This window comes from Azospirillum terrae (assembly GCF_053470425.1).
This window is the reverse complement of the sequence record NZ_JBPXMR010000002.1, coordinates 193470-207718: the sequence shown is the minus strand read 5'-3', so window position 1 is coordinate 207718 and position 14249 is coordinate 193470. Positions and strand designations below refer to the sequence as shown.

The following is a 14249-nucleotide window of genomic DNA, read 5'->3' as shown; positions in this document are numbered from 1 at the left end:
AAGCAGGGCGCCGACGCCTGGGAGGAGCTTTTCCGATGACCGACGTGACGCCCCACGCGCGCCCCGCCGCTTCCCTGCCGGCGCCCTTGGTCGACCCGTTCGGCCGGGCCGTCACCTACCTGCGCGTTTCCGTGACCGACCGTTGCGATTTCCGCTGCGTCTACTGCATGGCCGAGGACATGAGCTTCCTCCCCAAGGCCGAGGTGCTGACGCTGGAGGAGATCGACCGGCTGGCCAGCGCCTTCGTTCGCCTGGGTACGCGCAAGCTGCGTCTGACCGGCGGCGAGCCTCTGGTGCGCCGCGGCATCATCGACCTGATCCACGGCCTGGGCCGGCACGTGAAGTCCGGCGCGCTGGATGAGCTGACGCTGACCACCAACGGCTCGATGCTGTTCAAGTACGCCGAGGGGCTGGTGGACGCCGGCGTGAAGCGCATCAACGTGTCGCTCGACACCCTCGACCCGCACAAGTTCCAGGCGATCACCCGCTGGGGCAAGTTCGGCAAGGTGGTGGAGGGCATCCACGCGGCCAAGGAGGCCGGGCTTCACATCAAGATCAACGCCGTGGCGCTGAAGGGCGTCAACGACGACGAGTTCCACCGCATGGTGGAATGGTGCGGCGAGCACGGCTTCGACCTGACCTTCATCGAGGTCATGCCGCTGGGCGAGTTGGGCGACGTCTCGCGCCTGGACCAGTACCTCCCGCTCAGCCAGGTGCGGGCCGAGCTGGAGACCCGCTGGACGCTGGAGGACAGCGACTACCGCACCGGCGGGCCGGCGCGTTACGTGCGTGTCAAGGAGACCGGCTGCCGGGTCGGCTTCATCACGCCGCTGACCCACAATTTCTGCGAAAGCTGCAACCGCGTCCGGCTGACCTGCACCGGCACGCTGTACATGTGCCTGGGCCAGGAGGACGCCGCCGACCTGCGCACGCCGCTGCGCATGAGCGACGACGACGGCCTGCTGGTGGATGCGGTGCGCGCCGCCATTCAGCGCAAGCCCAAGGGCCACGACTTCATCATCGACCGCCAGCACGACGGCGCCGCGGTGCCGCGCCACATGAGCGTGACCGGCGGCTGAGCCCACACGAAGCCGCCCCTCGCCGGAGTTTCCCCACGCGCCCAAGCTGCGCTATGGTCGGGGGACGATGACCGACACCGCCCCCCCGCCCTTCCGCCACAATCCGCCACAGATCGCCTTCGTGTGCGCCGACACCGACGAGGCGCGCGCGGCGCGCACGCGGCTGGTGCACCGCTATGGCAACGTGCCCATCGGCATGTCCGACGTCATCGTGGCGCTGGGCGGCGACGGCTTCCTGCTGGAGACGCTGCACCGCGCGCTGGGGCGCGGCGGATGCAGCCCCAAGCCGGTGTACGGCATGAACCGCGGCTCGGTCGGCTTCCTGCTCAACGCCTACCGCGAGGACGATCTGATGGAGCGCGTGCAGCGCGCCCAGCACGTGACGCTTCACCCGCTCCGCATGAAGGCGACGCGCGTCGGCGGCCCGACCGTCGAGGCCCTCGGCATCAACGAGGTGTCGCTGCTGCGCGAAACGCGCCAAGCCGCCAAGCTGCGCATCACGGTGGACGGCAAGACCCGCCTGCCGGAACTGATCTGCGACGGCGTGCTGGTTTCCACGCCGGCCGGCAGCACCGCCTACAACCTGTCCGCCCACGGGCCGATCATCCCGCTGGGGGCGGGCATCCTGGCGCTGACGCCGATCAGCGCCTTCCGCCCGCGGCGCTGGCGCGGCGCGCTGCTGCCGCACGCGGCGCACATCAGCTTCGACGTGCTGGAAACGCCCAAGCGCCCGGTCAGCGCCGTCGCCGACTTCACCGAGGTGCGCGAGGTCGAACGCGTCGAGGTGACCGAGGCGCGCGACGTGTCGATCACGCTGCTGTTCGACCCGGAGTTCAACTTCGAGGAACGCATCCTCAAGGAACAGTTCGAGCCGTAACGCCCGGCGTCACTCCGCCGCCCGGCGCTCCACGCGGCTTTCGGCGTAGGCGCAGATCTGGCGGACCAGGGCGGTCAGGTCGCGCTGCACCACCAGGAAGCCGGCGTGCTTCTCCAGCGTCTCCTCGTTCATGTAGAGGCGCCGGTTGACCTCCAGCTGGATCGAGTGCCGGCCGCGCGCCGGGTCGCCGTAGCGGCGGACCAGTTCCACCCCCTTGTAGGGATGGTTGATCGCCACCGCATAGCCGTAGCCGCGCAACGCGCGCACCACGAACTCGACGAAGCCGCGCTCCGACGTGGTGCCGTCGCGGTCGCCGACGACGAAATCCGCACCGCCGCCGTCGCCCGCTGAGGGCATGGAATGGCAGTCCACGTGCCAAGCCGCCCCGAACTCGGCCATGTGCGCGTCGATGATCCCGCCGACCTGGGCGTGGTAGGGCCGGTAGCAGCGCCCGATGCGCGACGCCACCTCGGCCACCGTCAGCTTGCCGTGATAGAGCGGCAGTCCCGGCCGGCACAGCGCGCGGATCAGCCCGAGGCCGCCGGCGCTCTTCTCGCTGGGCCGCAGCGGTTCCGGCCACGCCCCGTCGAGCAGGCTCGGGTCGAGGTCGTCGGCGGCGCGGTTGGCGTCGATGTAGGTGCGCGGGAACAGCGCGCACAGCAGCGTGGCGCCATAGTCGGGGGCCGCGCCGAACAGTTCGTCGACGTAGGTGTCCTCGGCTTGGCGCAGAATGGGGAGCGGGCAGACAAAGCCGAAATCCGGCGGATAAACCGCACCGCTGTGCGGCGAATCGAACAGCACCGGCAGGCGCCGCCCAGCCGGGTCATGACGGACGAGCACATCCTCGATCACGACGCTCATGGCATCCCGCAACCGATTCCCAGCAACCGTTTCTCGATCGTGTGCGTATAAACGAGGCAGCAGCCGTCCGTCGACCGAAAACTGTCATATAAGGCGGCCTCGCCGCCGGTCCACCGGGGCTGGCGCGGCGGGACGCTCTCGGCCATACTGCCGCACAACCGGACCCGCAACCTTTGAGCCTTCATTGTCCGAGTCCCGTTCCCCTCTCGACCTCATGCCGCCGGACATCACGCCCTATCGGCGCGGCAACACCGGGATCGACTACGTCACCACGCTGGACGGCGGCCGCCCCGGTCCGCACGTGGTCGTCAACGCGCTCACCCACGGCAACGAGATCTGCGGCGCCATCGCCATCGACACGCTGTTCCGCCTGGGCGTCCGGCCGGCGCGCGGCCGGCTGACGCTGGCGCTGTCCAACGTCGACGCCTACCAAGCCTTCGACTTGGACAACCCCTACGCCTCGCGCTACATCGAGGAGGACTTCAACCGCCTGTGGTCGCCGGACATTCTGGACAGCCGCCGGGACTCCGTCGAACTGCGCCGGGCGCGCAAGCTCCGCCCGGTGTTCGAAGCCGCCGACCTGCTGCTCGACGTCCATTCCATGACCAACGACACGGCACCGCTGACGCTGTGCGGCCGCACCGCGCGCGGACGGGAGCTGGCGAAGCGCCTTGGCCACCCGTCGTGGATCGTCGCCGACGAGGGGCACGCGTCCGGCCGGCGCCTGCTGGATTACGACAGCTTCGCCGACCCGCGCGGCGAGCGCACCGCGCTGCTGGTGGAGTGCGGCCAGCACTGGAAGGCCGACACGGCGACGGTGGCGGTGGAGACCTGCCTGCGCTTTCTGCTGATGGCCGACATGATCGACCCGGCGCTAGCCCTGCCCCGCCTGCGCAAGCGCGACGAGCCGTTGCGCGTGGTCGAGGTGACCCAGGCGGTCACCGCGTGCAGCGACTCCTTCGCCTTCACCCACGCGTTCAATGGCTTGGAGGTGCTGCCGCGCGCCGGCACGGCCATCGCCCACGATGGAGAGCGGCCGGTGCTCACGCCGTACGACGACTGCGTGCTGATCATGCCGGCGCGCCGGGTGAAGGCCGGGCAGACGGCGGTGCGCCTCGGGCGTCTGGTCGGCTGATAACCGACGCTTCCATTTCCTCTGGGACATCCGGCGCGACGCCGGGACGATCCGCCGCGACTGAACGCTTGGTCAGGGGCCGCGCGACAACCGGGCCGGACGGCGCGGGGCGCCGACGATCTTCGGCGGAGTCTTGACGGGTTCGACGACCGGCTGCATCTCGCGGGTGACGCGCTCGACGAGTTGATCGAAGTCGGGCCGGCCGATGTGTGCGCTCAATTCGCGCAGCAGTGCCATACGGTCCTTTTCCATCGGCAAAGCTCCTCCAGCGTCTCCTGCCGAGTATTGTTTCGCAAGTGTATAAAATCTTCCCTAACGCCCTGCGCCGCCGTCCCTACTTTTTCGCCATCGGCCGCCCCTTCTCCCACTGGGCGTTGGCCTGGAACAGCGGAACGGTGGAGATCGACATCTTGGCCGACGCGTCCTTCACCTGCCGCGAATAGACCACGTAGACCAGCGTGTCGTTCGGCCGGTCGTAGATGCGGCGGATGGCGATGGACTTGAAGATCAGGCTCTTGCGCTCGGAGAACACCTCCTCGCCCTTCTGGGACATCTCGATGTCGCCCACCGTGACGGGTCCGGTCATCCGGCAGGCGATGGAGGCGTTCGACGGGTCCTCGAACCAGTTGCCCTTGGACAGCCGGTCGATCAGCGAGCGGTCGAAATCCACCAGATGACAGGTCACCCCCTTCACCTTTGGGTCCTCGATGGCCTGGACGATCAGGCCGTTGCCGGTCCAGTCGTTGCTGAAGCGGCCGACCTCCTGCGCCAGCACCGGCCGGGCCACCCCGACCAAGGCAAGAACCAAGAAGCTGGCCAGAGCGTTTAGGACGAGAAGGCGAGCGCGCATCGCTGGGTGTCTCCGGGCGGCGTGATGGGGAACCGACCCGCAACATCTGGCCCCGCGCGCGCCGCCTTCAAGGATGCCAAGCCCAAGATCCACGAGCCGGGGGTTCGCCGCCGCATGACCGACCGCATCGCCGATTCCACCCTGGACACCCCGCCGCCGGTGACCGAACCGCTGCCCCCGGCCAAGCATCCTCGCACCCCGATGACCGTCGCCACGATGGGGCTGTTCGTCCTCGCCGCGCTATACACGGTGTATTTCGCCCGCGACGTGCTGCTGCCGATCTGTCTGGCGCTGATTCTCAGCTTCCTCCTGCGCCCGCTGGTGCGCGGGCTGTACCGCCTGCGCATCCCCGAGGGGATCGGCGCCGCCATCATGGTGGTCCTGGTGTTCGTGCTGGTGGGGCTGGGCATCTACACGCTGACCGGCCCGGCGACGGAGTGGGTGGACCGCGTGCCGCGCGTCGTGCACGAGCTGGAGTTCAAGCTGAGCGACCTGCGCCAGGGGCTGGAGCGCGCCCGCAAGGCCTCGCAGCAGATCGAGCAGATCACCGGTCCGGGCGATGGCCCGTCGCACGAGGTGGTGCTGCGCGGGCCGTCGCTGGCCGACCAGTTCCTCAAGCAGACCGAGGCGGTGATCGCCAACGTGGTGATCCTGATGGTGCTGCTGTACTTCTTCCTGGCCCGCGGCCGGCAGAGCCTGGAGGCGCTGATCGGCACCATGACCAGCATCGACGACCGCGTCCATTACGCCATGGTGGCGGGCACGGTGCAGCAGAACATCGCCGCCTACCTCGCCACCATCACCGGCATCAACATCGCCCTGGGCTTCGCCACCGCCGGCATCATGTGGGCGGAGGGCATGCCCAACCCGACGCTGTGGGGGACGCTCGCCACCGTGCTCAACTACATCCCGTTCATCGGGCCGGCGGTGGTGACGGTGGTGCTGTTCCTGGTTTCGGTGCTGACCTTCGACGGGCTGTCCACCATTCTGATGCCGCCCTTGTCCTTCGTGGCGCTCACCGTGCTGGAGGGCAACTTCCTGACGCCGATGATCATCGGCCGGCGGCTGTCGCTGAACCCCATCGCGGTGTTTGTCTCGATCCTGTTCTGGGGCTGGATGTGGGGCATTCCCGGTGCGCTGCTGGCGGTACCGATCCTCGCCATCTTCAAGATCCTGTGCGATGCTCATGAACCGCTGAAGGCGATCGGCGCCTTGCTGGGGGATTGAGCAGGGGCAGGAACGATGATTGCTGCGGGTGGCTTTACGCTGTTCGTGCTGGCGCTGTTGGTGTTCGCGCTGGTGCTGGTGCTTCTGGGCGTCAAAACGGTGCCGCAGGGCGAGGAATGGACGGTCGAGCGATTCGGCCGCTACACCCGCACGCTGGGGCCGGGGCTGCATCTGGTGGTGCCGGTGGTCGACCGGATCGGCCGGCACCAGAGCATGATGGAGACGGTGCTCGACGTTCCCTCGCAGGAGGTCATCACCAAGGACAACGCCATGGTGACGGCCGACGGCGTGGTCTTCTTCCAAATCGTCGACGCCGCCAAGGCGTCTTACGAGGTCAACGACTTGCAACGCGCCATCCTCAACCTGACCATGACCAACATCCGCACGGTCATGGGCTCGATGGACCTGGACGAGTTGCTGTCGAAGCGCGACCGGATCAACGCGCAGCTGCTGTCGGTGGTGGACGAGGCGACCTCGCCGTGGGGCATCAAGGTCACCCGCATCGAGATCCGCGACATTCAGCCGCCGCGCGATCTGGTGGACAGCATGGGCCGCCAGATGAAGGCCGAACGCGACCGCCGCGCCGTCATCCTGGAGGCCGAGGGCCTGCGCCAAGCCGCCATCCTGCGCGCCGAGGGCGAGAAGCAGGCGGCCATCCTTCAGGCCGAGGGCCGGCGCGAGGCCGCCTACCGCGACGCCGAGGCGCGCGAACGCGAGGCCGAGGCCGAGGGGCGCGCCACCACCATGGTGTCGCAGGCCATCGGCTCCGGCAGCGTGCAGGCGATCAACTACTTCGTCGCCCAGCGCTATGTGGACGCGCTGACCAAGATGGCGTCGGCACCGAACCAGAAGGTGCTGTTCCTGCCGCTGGACGCGGCCGGCGTGATCGGCGCCATCGGCGGCATCGCCGAGATCGCCCGCGAGGCCTTCCCAAAGGGCGGCGGGCAAGGAGGCGACGGACAGCCGCAGCCGCCCGCTCCCCCGGCCATCCGCCGCCCCCCTCCCCCGCCCGCGCCGCCCGCGCCAGTCGAGCCGCCCGCCGCCGGACCGTGGGGCGAAGCGGCGCCGGAGTAGCTCCGGCATCACGATCCGCTGGAAACCATACGAACTTTGAGGTTATATCGTCGGTCAAAACAGCGGACGGGCGGCCAACGCCCGCCGGACTGGGAATCGCTCCGGGGATTGATCAATCCACGGGAGTAGGACATGGCATCGATTATGATCAAGGTGGCGGGCGAGGGCTTGATCGCCAAGGCTCACCGCAACGCGGACGTTGGCCCGACGACCGGCTATTCAGTCGTCTACGAGGTGCAGAACATTCCGGCCGGCGTCTCCGACGAAGAGGTCATCGCGGCGTTCAAGGGTTATAAGACGGTCGACAAGGTGTACGAGATCGACTGGGCCGCGTTGAAGGGGTAAGCGGGTGGAATGCACGCGAGGGGGCCGTCCGGCCCCCTCGCGCCGCCTCGGGAGAGCGCCGCCATGCCGAACCAGCACAGCACCGCAGACGCCACGGCCCCCATCACCGACCTCGAACATCTGCACCATTTGCGCCACCTGCGCCCGGCCCACCGGCGGGTGCACGAGGAACCGCGGTCGCTGGGCGACCGGATCGCCGACCGGGTTGCCGCCACCGTCGGCTCGTGGCGCTTCATCATCACGCAGTCGGTGCTGCTGACGCTGTGGATCGTCGCCAACGCGCTGGCCTGGGCCTACCGCTGGGACCCTTACCCGTTCATTCTGCTGAACCTCGTGCTGTCCTTTCAGGCGGCCTACACCGCGCCCATCATCATGATGAGCCAGAACCGTCTGGCCGACATCGACCGCCGCAAAGCCGAGCAGGACTATCAGGTGAACCTCAAGGCCGAGCTGGAGATCGAACTGGTGCACCAGAAGCTCGACCTGCTGCGCGAGCAGGAGATCGCCCGCCTGACCGCGCTGGTCGAGGAATTGCTGGCGGCCAGGAAGGTCTAGGCCCGCAACCGCGCAAGAACCGGGTGGCGTCCGGCGCCGGGCGCCGTCATCCTCGAAACCGACCGCAACCGAAGATGCTTCCCGCATGACCGCGCCGCGCATGGGCACCACCGAGTGGTTGCTGCTGATCCTGCTCTCCCTGCTGTGGGGCGGCGCCTTCCTGTTCGGCAAGGTGGCGGTGGCGGAGTTGCGCCCCTTCACCGTGGTGTTCGGGCGGGTGGCTCTCGCCGCGGCGGTTCTGCTGGTCATCGTCCGCGCCGCGCGCCTGCCCCTGCCGGCGACGCCGCGCGCCTGGGGGCCGTTCATCGTGCTGGGGCTGCTGAACAACGTCATCCCGTTCAGCCTGAACTTCTGGGGACTGACGCAGATCCCCAGCGGCCTCGCCGCCATCCTAAACGCGACCACGCCGCTGTTCGGCGTCGTCCTCGCCCATCTGCTGACGCCGGACGAACGCATGACCGGCGCGCGGCTGGGCGGCGTGCTGCTGGGGCTGGCCGGGGTCGTGGTGATCGTCGGCCCGGCGGCGCTGGGCGGGCTGGCGTTCGATGGGGCCGGACTCACTCTGCTGGCGCAGCTCGCGGTGCTCGGCGCCGCGTTGTCCTACGGCTGCGCCGGCATCTACGGCCGCCGCTTCCGCGGCACGCCACCACTGATCACCGCCGCCGGACAGGTCACCGTGTCGGCGCTGATGATCCTGCCCGTGGCGTTGCTGGTGGACCGCCCCTGGGAAGGGGCGATGCCCGGCGCCGCAACCTGGGGGGCGCTGGCCGGCATCGCGCTGCTCGGCACCGCGGGTGCTTATGTCCTCTACTTCCGCATTTTGGCGACGGCCGGGGCGACCAACGCCCTGTTGGTCACCTTCCTAATCCCTGTGAGCGCCCTGCTGCTCGGCGCCGTCGTGCTGGACGAGCCCATCGAGCCGCGCCATCTGGCCGGCATGGCGCTGATCGGCCTCGGGCTGGCGGTGATCGACGGCCGGCCGCTGTCCATGCTGCGCCGGCCCACACCCGCCTCTTGATTTCTGGGCCGCCGCGGGCCAGCAAGAGGGCATGGCGATTCCTACCTTGCCCGCACTGCCCATCGCCCCCGTCCTGCCCGCGCTGCTGACCGCGCTGAAGGAGCGTGGCGTCGCCGTTCTGCAAGCGCCGCCGGGTGCCGGCAAGACCACGCGCGTGCCGCTGGCCCTGCTGGACGAGCCGTGGCTGGCCGGCCGCAAGATCATCGTGCTGGAGCCGCGCCGGCTCGCTGCCCGCGCCGCGGCGCGGCGGATGGCGTCCATGCTGGGCGAGGGGGTGGGCCAGACGGTCGGCTACCGCGTGCGCCTCGACACCAAAATCGGGCCGAAGACCCGCATCGAGGTGGTCACCGACGGCCTGTTCCTGCGCCAGCTCCAGGACGACCCGGAGCTGTCCGGCGTCGGCGCCGTACTGTTCGACGAGTTCCACGAGCGCGGCATCGACAGCGACCTGGCCCTGGCGCTGTGCCAGGAGGCGCGCGGCGCGCTGCGCGACGATCTGCGGCTGGTGGCGATGTCGGCGACGCTGGACGGCGGTCCGGTGGCGGCGCTGCTGGATGCCCCCATCGTGACCAGCGAAGGCCGCGCCTTCCCGGTCCAGACCCGCCACCTCGACGCCCCGCCGCAGGGCACGCGCATCGAGGATGCGGTCGCCTCCGCCGTGCGCCGCGCGCTGGCGGAGGAGCCCGGCAACGTGCTGGTCTTCCTGCCCGGTGCCGGAGAGATCCGCCGCGTGCAGAGCCTGCTGGAGGGCGCGGTGCCGGCCGGTGTGCACCTCGCCCCGCTGTACGGCGACCTGCCGGCCGACGCGCAGGACCGCGCCATCGGCCCGACCCCGCCGGGCACGCGCAAGGTGGTGCTGGCGACCCCCATCGCCGAGACCAGCCTGACCATCGAGGGCATCCGCGTCGTGGTGGATGGCGGGCTGATGCGCGTGCCGCGCTTCGACCCGCGCTCGGGCATGACGCGGCTGGTCACCGTCAAGGTCTCCCAAGCCTCGGCCGAGCAGCGCCGTGGCCGCGCCGGCCGTCTGGAGCCGGGCATCTGCTTCCGCCTGTGGCCGGAGGCAACGCACAGGGCGCTGGCCCCCTTCACGCCGCCGGAGATCCTCGACGCCGATCTGGCGCCGCTGGCGCTGGAACTGGCGATGTGGGGCGTGGCCGAGCCCAACGATCTGGCGTGGCTCGACCCGCCGCCGGCCGCGGCGATGGCGCAGGCGCGCGAGCTGCTGCGCGAGTTGGGGGCGCTGGACGCGGCCAACGCCATCACCGCGCATGGCCGCCGCATGGCCGGCTTCGGCGTGCACCCGCGTCTGGCGCACATGATGCTGGCCGGCAAGGATCTGGGCCTCGGCGGGCTGGCCTGTCAGGTGGCGGCGCTGCTGGGCGAGCGCGACATCGTCCGCGCGCAGCCGGGCTTCCGCGACGGCGACCTGCGCCTGCGCGTCGAGCTGCTGCGCAGCCTCGACGGCGAGGGCCGCATGCGGACCGGCCGCGGCCTGACGGTGGAACGCGCCGGCGCCCAGCAGGCGCTGAAGCAGTCGCGCCAGTGGATGCGCCAGCTCCGCGTGCGCGAGGACGAGGGTGACGTCGGCTCGACCGGCCTCTTGGTGGCGTTCGCCTACCCCGACCGCATCGGCCAGCGCCGGTCCGGCTCAAGCGGGGGCGGCCCAGCGACGCAATACCGCCTGTCCAACGGCCGCGGCGCCTTCTTCGCCGAGCCCGAGCCGCTGTCCGCCGAGGACTGGCTGGCGGTCGCCGACCTGGACGGAGCCGCGCGCGAATCGCGCATCTTCCTGGCCGCCCCGGTCACGCTGGCGGAGTTGGAGGATGTGTTCGCCGACCACATCCGCACCGAGACCATCGTCGCCTGGGACAGCCGCGAGCAACTCGTCCTGGCGCGCCGCCGCCGCATGCTGTTCGCGCTGATCCTCAAGGACGAGCGGCTGACCAGCCCGCCGGCCGAGGCGCTGGCCACGGCGATGCTCCAGGGCATCCGCGAGATGGGCCTCGCGGCGCTGCCATGGACCGACGAGTTGCGCAAATGGCAGGCGCGCGTCGGCTTCCTGCGCCGCATGGAGGGCGAGGAGTGGCCGGACGTGTCCGACGCCGCCCTGCTGGACAGCCTGGAGGACTGGCTGACGCCGTCCCTGTCCGGCGTGTCGCGCCGCGCGCATCTGGAACGCGTGGACCTGTCGAGCGCCTTGCGCGCCCTGCTGCCCTGGGCGATGCAGAAGCGCCTGGACGACGAGGCGCCGACCCACGCGACGGTGCCCAGCGGCTCGCGCGTGCCCATCGACTACACGGGCGACGAGCCGGTGCTGGCCGTGCGCTTGCAAGAGATGTTCGGGCTGGCCGAGACGCCGCTGATCGCCGACGGCCGTGCGCCGCTGCTGCTGCACCTGCTGAGCCCCGCCCGCCGCCCGGTGCAGGTGACCCGCGATCTGGCGAGCTTCTGGGCCAACGCCTACAAGGCGGTGAAGAGCGACCTGCGCGGCCAGTACCCCAAGCACTACTGGCCCGACGACCCCATGCAGGCCGAACCCACCGCGCGGGCCAAGCCGCGGCGGTGAGCGCAGACATCACGCCACGGCATAATCCCGCAGCCGCACCGGCTGCCGCCGCGCCCCCCAAACGCCCGGCTGCGCCTCGAACACGCCGGCCAGCGGCGTGCGGCACCGGGTGCACGCCCCCGCCCCGTCCAGGTTCCAGGTGGACAGCGTGTAGCCGCTGCGCCCGATCAGCTTCTGGCCGCAGCACGGGCACCACGTGCTGGAGCGCTCCGGGTCGCTGACGTTGCCGACGTAGACGTGCCGCAACCCGTTCCTGCGCGCGATCTCGCGGGCGCGGGTCAGCGTGCCGTGCGGGGTCCAGTCCTTGTCGCGCATCTTGTAGTCGGGGTGGAACGCCGTGAAGTGCAGCGGCACGTCGGTGCCCAGGTTCTCACGAATCCAGTCGGTCATCGCGTGCAGTTCGGCATCCGAGTCGTTCTCGCCGGGGATCAGCAGCGTGGTGATCTCGAACCAGACGTTCGTCTCGTGCTTCAGGTACTTCAGCGTGTCCAGCACCGGCGCCAAGTGGGCGCCGGTTACCTTGTGGTAGAACTCTTCCGTGAACGCTTTCAGATCGACGTTGGCGGCGTCCATGTGGCGGTAGAACTCCGCCCGCGGCTCCGCGCAGATATAGCCGGCTGTGACCGCCACCGTATGCACGCCGCGCTCGTGGCAGGCCTGCGCCACGTCCACCGCGTATTCCAGGAAGATGACCGGGTCGTTGTAGGTGAACGCCACCGAGCGGCACCCCGTGTCCGCGGCGGCCCGCGCGATGGTTTCCGGCGAGGCGGAGTCGGCCAGCGTGTCGGTCTCGCGGCTTTTGGAGATGTCCCAGTTCTGGCAGAACTTGCAGGTCAGGTTGCAGCCGGCCGTGCCGAACGACAGCACCGGCGTGCCCGGCAGGAAGTGGTTGAGCGGCTTCTTCTCGATGGGATCGATGCAGAAACCCGACGAGCGCCCGTAGGTGCTGAGCACCAGTTGGTCGCCCCGGCGCTCGCGCACGAAGCACAGCGCCTGCTGCCCATCGGACAGCTTGCAGGCGCGCGGACAGACATCGCACTGGATGCGCCCGTCGTCGAGCGCGTGCCAATAGCGGGCGGGAAACATCTGGGTCATGCTGGCACCAAAACGTGCTGAGAGGTTCACTCCTGGAGATCGCCGCCCCTGGAAATTTACGATGGGGCTACCGACATTCGGCCTATCCCCGACAGCTTAGATGGGCATTGCGCGAACCATGTCCAACACCATGACCACCCTGCGCGCGCCGGCCGTGGCGGGCGCCTTCTACCCCGCCGACCCGGCCACCCTGGACCGCATGGTGGGCGACTGTCTGGCCGCTGCCCACGTCGAGCCGGTGCCCGCCAAGGCGATCATCGCGCCGCACGCCGGCTACGTCTATTCCGGCCCCATCGCCGGCACCGCCTACGCGTCGGTGCGGCACCTCGGCGACCGGGTGAGGCGCGTCGTGCTGCTGGGTCCGGCGCACCGCTGGCCGTTCCGCGGACTGGCGGCGCCCAGCGCCGATGGCATGGTGACGCCGCTGGGCGTGGTGCCGGTGGACCGCGCCGGCATCGACGCCATCCTCGGCCTGGCGGACGTGCAGATCCTAGACGATGCCTTCGAAGGCGAGCATTCCCTCGAGGTCCACCTGCCCTTCATCCAGCGCGTTTTCCCCAACGCCGCGGTGGTGCCGCTGGTGGTCGGCTCGTGCGCGCCGCAGGCGGTGGATACCGTGCTGCAACGCCTGTGGGGCGGGCCGGAGACGATGATCGTCATCTCCTCCGACCTCAGCCATTTCCACGACTACGACACCGCCCGCGGCCTCGACCTCGCCGCCTCGCAGGCCATCGAGGCGGCCGAGCCGGAGACGCTGACCGGCGACGCCGCCTGCGGCTTCAAGCCGATTTCCGGCCTGCTGCTGCGCGCCCAGGCGCTCGATTTGCGGGCCACCACGCGCGACCTGCGCAACTCCGGCGACACGGCGGGCGACAAGGGCCGCGTCGTCGGCTACGGCGCCTACACCTTCGAATACGCCAACGAGGCCCGCCTGACCGATGGCGAGCGCGCGCAGCTGCTCGACGCCGCGCATCAGGCGCTGGAGCACGTGGTGCGTACCGGCCGCCCGCCCGAGGTGGCGGTGGAGAGCTTCCCCATGGCGTTGCGCGCCCTGCGCAAGACCTTCGTGACGCTGGAGATCGACGACGCCCTACGCGGCTGCATCGGCACCGTGCAGCCGGTGAACCCGCTGGTCCGCGACGTGGTGGAGAACGCCTGCAAGTCGGCCACGCAGGACCCGCGCTTCGGGCCGCTCACAGCGGCCGAACTGCCGAAGGTGGACATCACCGTCTCGATCCTCAGCCACAACCGGCCGATGGCGTTCACCGACGAGGCGGACCTGCTGCGCCAGCTCCGGCCCGATGTGGACGGGCTGATCATCCGCGACCATGGCCGCAGTGCATTGTTCCTGCCCAAGGTCTGGGACGTACTGGCCGAGAAACACACCTTTCTGCATCACCTCAAGGCAAAGGCCGGGCTCGATCCCACTGTGGAAACCGGGACAATGCAGGCATTTCGATTCACCGCGGAAACGTTTGGACCCGACAAAACCTAGGTGCAGCGCACCATAGCCGCGTTCAAGGTTTGTTAAATACGGAAGAGCTACTGTAGCATTGTCGCGGAA

At 69.7% G+C, this 14249-nt stretch carries 14 protein-coding genes; 10 read left to right on the top strand and 4 right to left on the bottom strand.

The genetic code is table 11. From position 1 onward, the window contains the following. The first annotated feature begins 35 nt into the window (after positions 1–35). Together moaA and ACSVDD_RS07465 are read left to right on the top strand one after the other, a co-directional pair. Entirely contained in the window at positions 36–1079 is a 1044-nt protein-coding gene (gene moaA / locus ACSVDD_RS07470; RefSeq protein WP_448188700.1) for a GTP 3',8-cyclase MoaA, read from the top strand. Between the two features lie 67 nt (positions 1080–1146). Beyond that, on the top strand, positions 1147–1956 hold the full coding sequence (locus ACSVDD_RS07465) for an NAD kinase (RefSeq protein ID WP_448188699.1): 810 nt from the start codon (positions 1147–1149) through the stop codon (positions 1954–1956). A 9-nt stretch (positions 1957–1965) separates the two neighbouring features. Here ACSVDD_RS07465 and ACSVDD_RS07460 read toward each other — a convergent pair whose 3' ends face one another. Then, on the bottom strand, positions 1966–2817 hold the full coding sequence (locus tag ACSVDD_RS07460; protein WP_448188698.1) for an N-formylglutamate amidohydrolase: 852 nt from the start codon (positions 2815–2817) through the stop codon (positions 1966–1968). A gap of 184 nt (positions 2818–3001) precedes the next feature. On the opposite strand from ACSVDD_RS07460, the gene ACSVDD_RS07455 reads away from it, so the two are divergent. Beyond that, entirely contained in the window at positions 3002–3952 is a 951-nt protein-coding gene (locus ACSVDD_RS07455; RefSeq protein ID WP_448188697.1) for a M14 family metallopeptidase, read from the top strand. A gap of 72 nt (positions 3953–4024) precedes the next feature. On the opposite strand, the gene ACSVDD_RS07450 is transcribed toward ACSVDD_RS07455, so the two are convergent. Together ACSVDD_RS07450 and ACSVDD_RS07445 are read right to left on the bottom strand one after the other, a co-directional pair. After that, the gene (locus tag ACSVDD_RS07450) at positions 4025–4204 is read right to left on the bottom strand and encodes a hypothetical protein (protein ID WP_448188696.1); all 180 of its coding nucleotides are present in this window, start codon (positions 4202–4204) and stop codon (positions 4025–4027) included. An 82-nt stretch (positions 4205–4286) separates the two neighbouring features. Then, positions 4287–4802 carry a CreA family protein gene (locus tag ACSVDD_RS07445; protein WP_448188695.1) on the bottom strand — a complete coding sequence of 172 codons (516 nt, stop codon included), beginning with the start codon at positions 4800–4802 and terminating at the stop codon, positions 4287–4289. Positions 4803–4826: 24 nt separating this feature from the next. On the opposite strand from ACSVDD_RS07445, the gene ACSVDD_RS07440 reads away from it, so the two are divergent. From ACSVDD_RS07440 to hrpB, 6 genes are all read left to right on the top strand, one after another. Beyond that, entirely contained in the window at positions 4827–6029 is a 1203-nt protein-coding gene (locus ACSVDD_RS07440) for an AI-2E family transporter (RefSeq protein ID WP_448188694.1), read from the top strand. A 15-nt stretch (positions 6030–6044) separates the two neighbouring features. After that, complete coding sequence (locus ACSVDD_RS07435; RefSeq protein WP_448188693.1) at positions 6045–7103, top strand: SPFH domain-containing protein; 1059 nt, start codon at positions 6045–6047, stop codon at positions 7101–7103. Between the two features lie 132 nt (positions 7104–7235). Further along, a complete protein-coding gene (locus ACSVDD_RS07430; RefSeq protein ID WP_448188692.1) occupies positions 7236–7448 on the top strand; it encodes a hypothetical protein in 213 nt (70 codons plus the stop codon). Positions 7449–7511: 63 nt separating this feature from the next. Then, positions 7512–8003 (top strand): DUF1003 domain-containing protein, encoded by a 492-nt coding sequence (locus ACSVDD_RS07425; RefSeq protein WP_448188691.1) that lies wholly within the window; start codon positions 7512–7514, stop codon positions 8001–8003. 85 nt (positions 8004–8088) lie between these two features. Then, positions 8089–9021, top strand: coding sequence for a DMT family transporter (locus ACSVDD_RS07420; RefSeq protein WP_448188690.1), 933 nt, complete (start codon positions 8089–8091; stop codon positions 9019–9021). A gap of 31 nt (positions 9022–9052) precedes the next feature. Beyond that, positions 9053–11590 carry an ATP-dependent helicase HrpB gene (gene hrpB / locus ACSVDD_RS07415; protein ID WP_448188689.1) on the top strand — a complete coding sequence of 846 codons (2538 nt, stop codon included), beginning with the start codon at positions 9053–9055 and terminating at the stop codon, positions 11588–11590. Positions 11591–11599: 9 nt separating this feature from the next. Here hrpB and amrS read toward each other — a convergent pair whose 3' ends face one another. Beyond that, entirely contained in the window at positions 11600–12685 is a 1086-nt protein-coding gene (amrS, locus tag ACSVDD_RS07410; protein ID WP_448188688.1) for an AmmeMemoRadiSam system radical SAM enzyme, read from the bottom strand. Positions 12686–12803: 118 nt separating this feature from the next. Here amrS and amrB point away from each other — a divergent pair, with 118 nt between their 5' ends. Next, entirely contained in the window at positions 12804–14180 is a 1377-nt protein-coding gene (amrB, locus tag ACSVDD_RS07405) for an AmmeMemoRadiSam system protein B (protein ID WP_448188687.1), read from the top strand. The last annotated feature ends 69 nt before the right edge of the window (positions 14181–14249 follow it).

What these genes read in the sequence shown, in the direction of transcription:
- ACSVDD_RS07460 (WP_448188698.1), bottom strand. Translation starts at nt 2,817, where the DNA reads ATGAGCGTCGTGATCGAGGATGTGCTCGTCCGTCATGACCCGGCTGGG.
- ACSVDD_RS07440 (WP_448188694.1), top strand. Translation starts at nt 4,827, where the DNA reads ATGGGGAACCGACCCGCAACATCTGGCCCCGCGCGCGCCGCCTTCAAG.
- ACSVDD_RS07435 (WP_448188693.1), top strand. Translation starts at nt 6,045, where the DNA reads ATGATTGCTGCGGGTGGCTTTACGCTGTTCGTGCTGGCGCTGTTGGTG.
- ACSVDD_RS07450 (WP_448188696.1), bottom strand. Translation starts at nt 4,204, where the DNA reads ATGGAAAAGGACCGTATGGCACTGCTGCGCGAATTGAGCGCACACATC.
- ACSVDD_RS07425 (WP_448188691.1), top strand. Translation starts at nt 7,512, where the DNA reads ATGCCGAACCAGCACAGCACCGCAGACGCCACGGCCCCCATCACCGAC.
- hrpB (WP_448188689.1), top strand. Translation starts at nt 9,053, where the DNA reads ATGGCGATTCCTACCTTGCCCGCACTGCCCATCGCCCCCGTCCTGCCC.
- ACSVDD_RS07465 (WP_448188699.1), top strand. Translation starts at nt 1,147, where the DNA reads ATGACCGACACCGCCCCCCCGCCCTTCCGCCACAATCCGCCACAGATC.
- moaA (WP_448188700.1), top strand. Translation starts at nt 36, where the DNA reads ATGACCGACGTGACGCCCCACGCGCGCCCCGCCGCTTCCCTGCCGGCG.
- amrS (WP_448188688.1), bottom strand. Translation starts at nt 12,685, where the DNA reads ATGACCCAGATGTTTCCCGCCCGCTATTGGCACGCGCTCGACGACGGG.
- ACSVDD_RS07430 (WP_448188692.1), top strand. Translation starts at nt 7,236, where the DNA reads ATGGCATCGATTATGATCAAGGTGGCGGGCGAGGGCTTGATCGCCAAG.
- ACSVDD_RS07420 (WP_448188690.1), top strand. Translation starts at nt 8,089, where the DNA reads ATGACCGCGCCGCGCATGGGCACCACCGAGTGGTTGCTGCTGATCCTG.
- amrB (WP_448188687.1), top strand. Translation starts at nt 12,804, where the DNA reads ATGTCCAACACCATGACCACCCTGCGCGCGCCGGCCGTGGCGGGCGCC.
- ACSVDD_RS07445 (WP_448188695.1), bottom strand. Translation starts at nt 4,802, where the DNA reads ATGCGCGCTCGCCTTCTCGTCCTAAACGCTCTGGCCAGCTTCTTGGTT.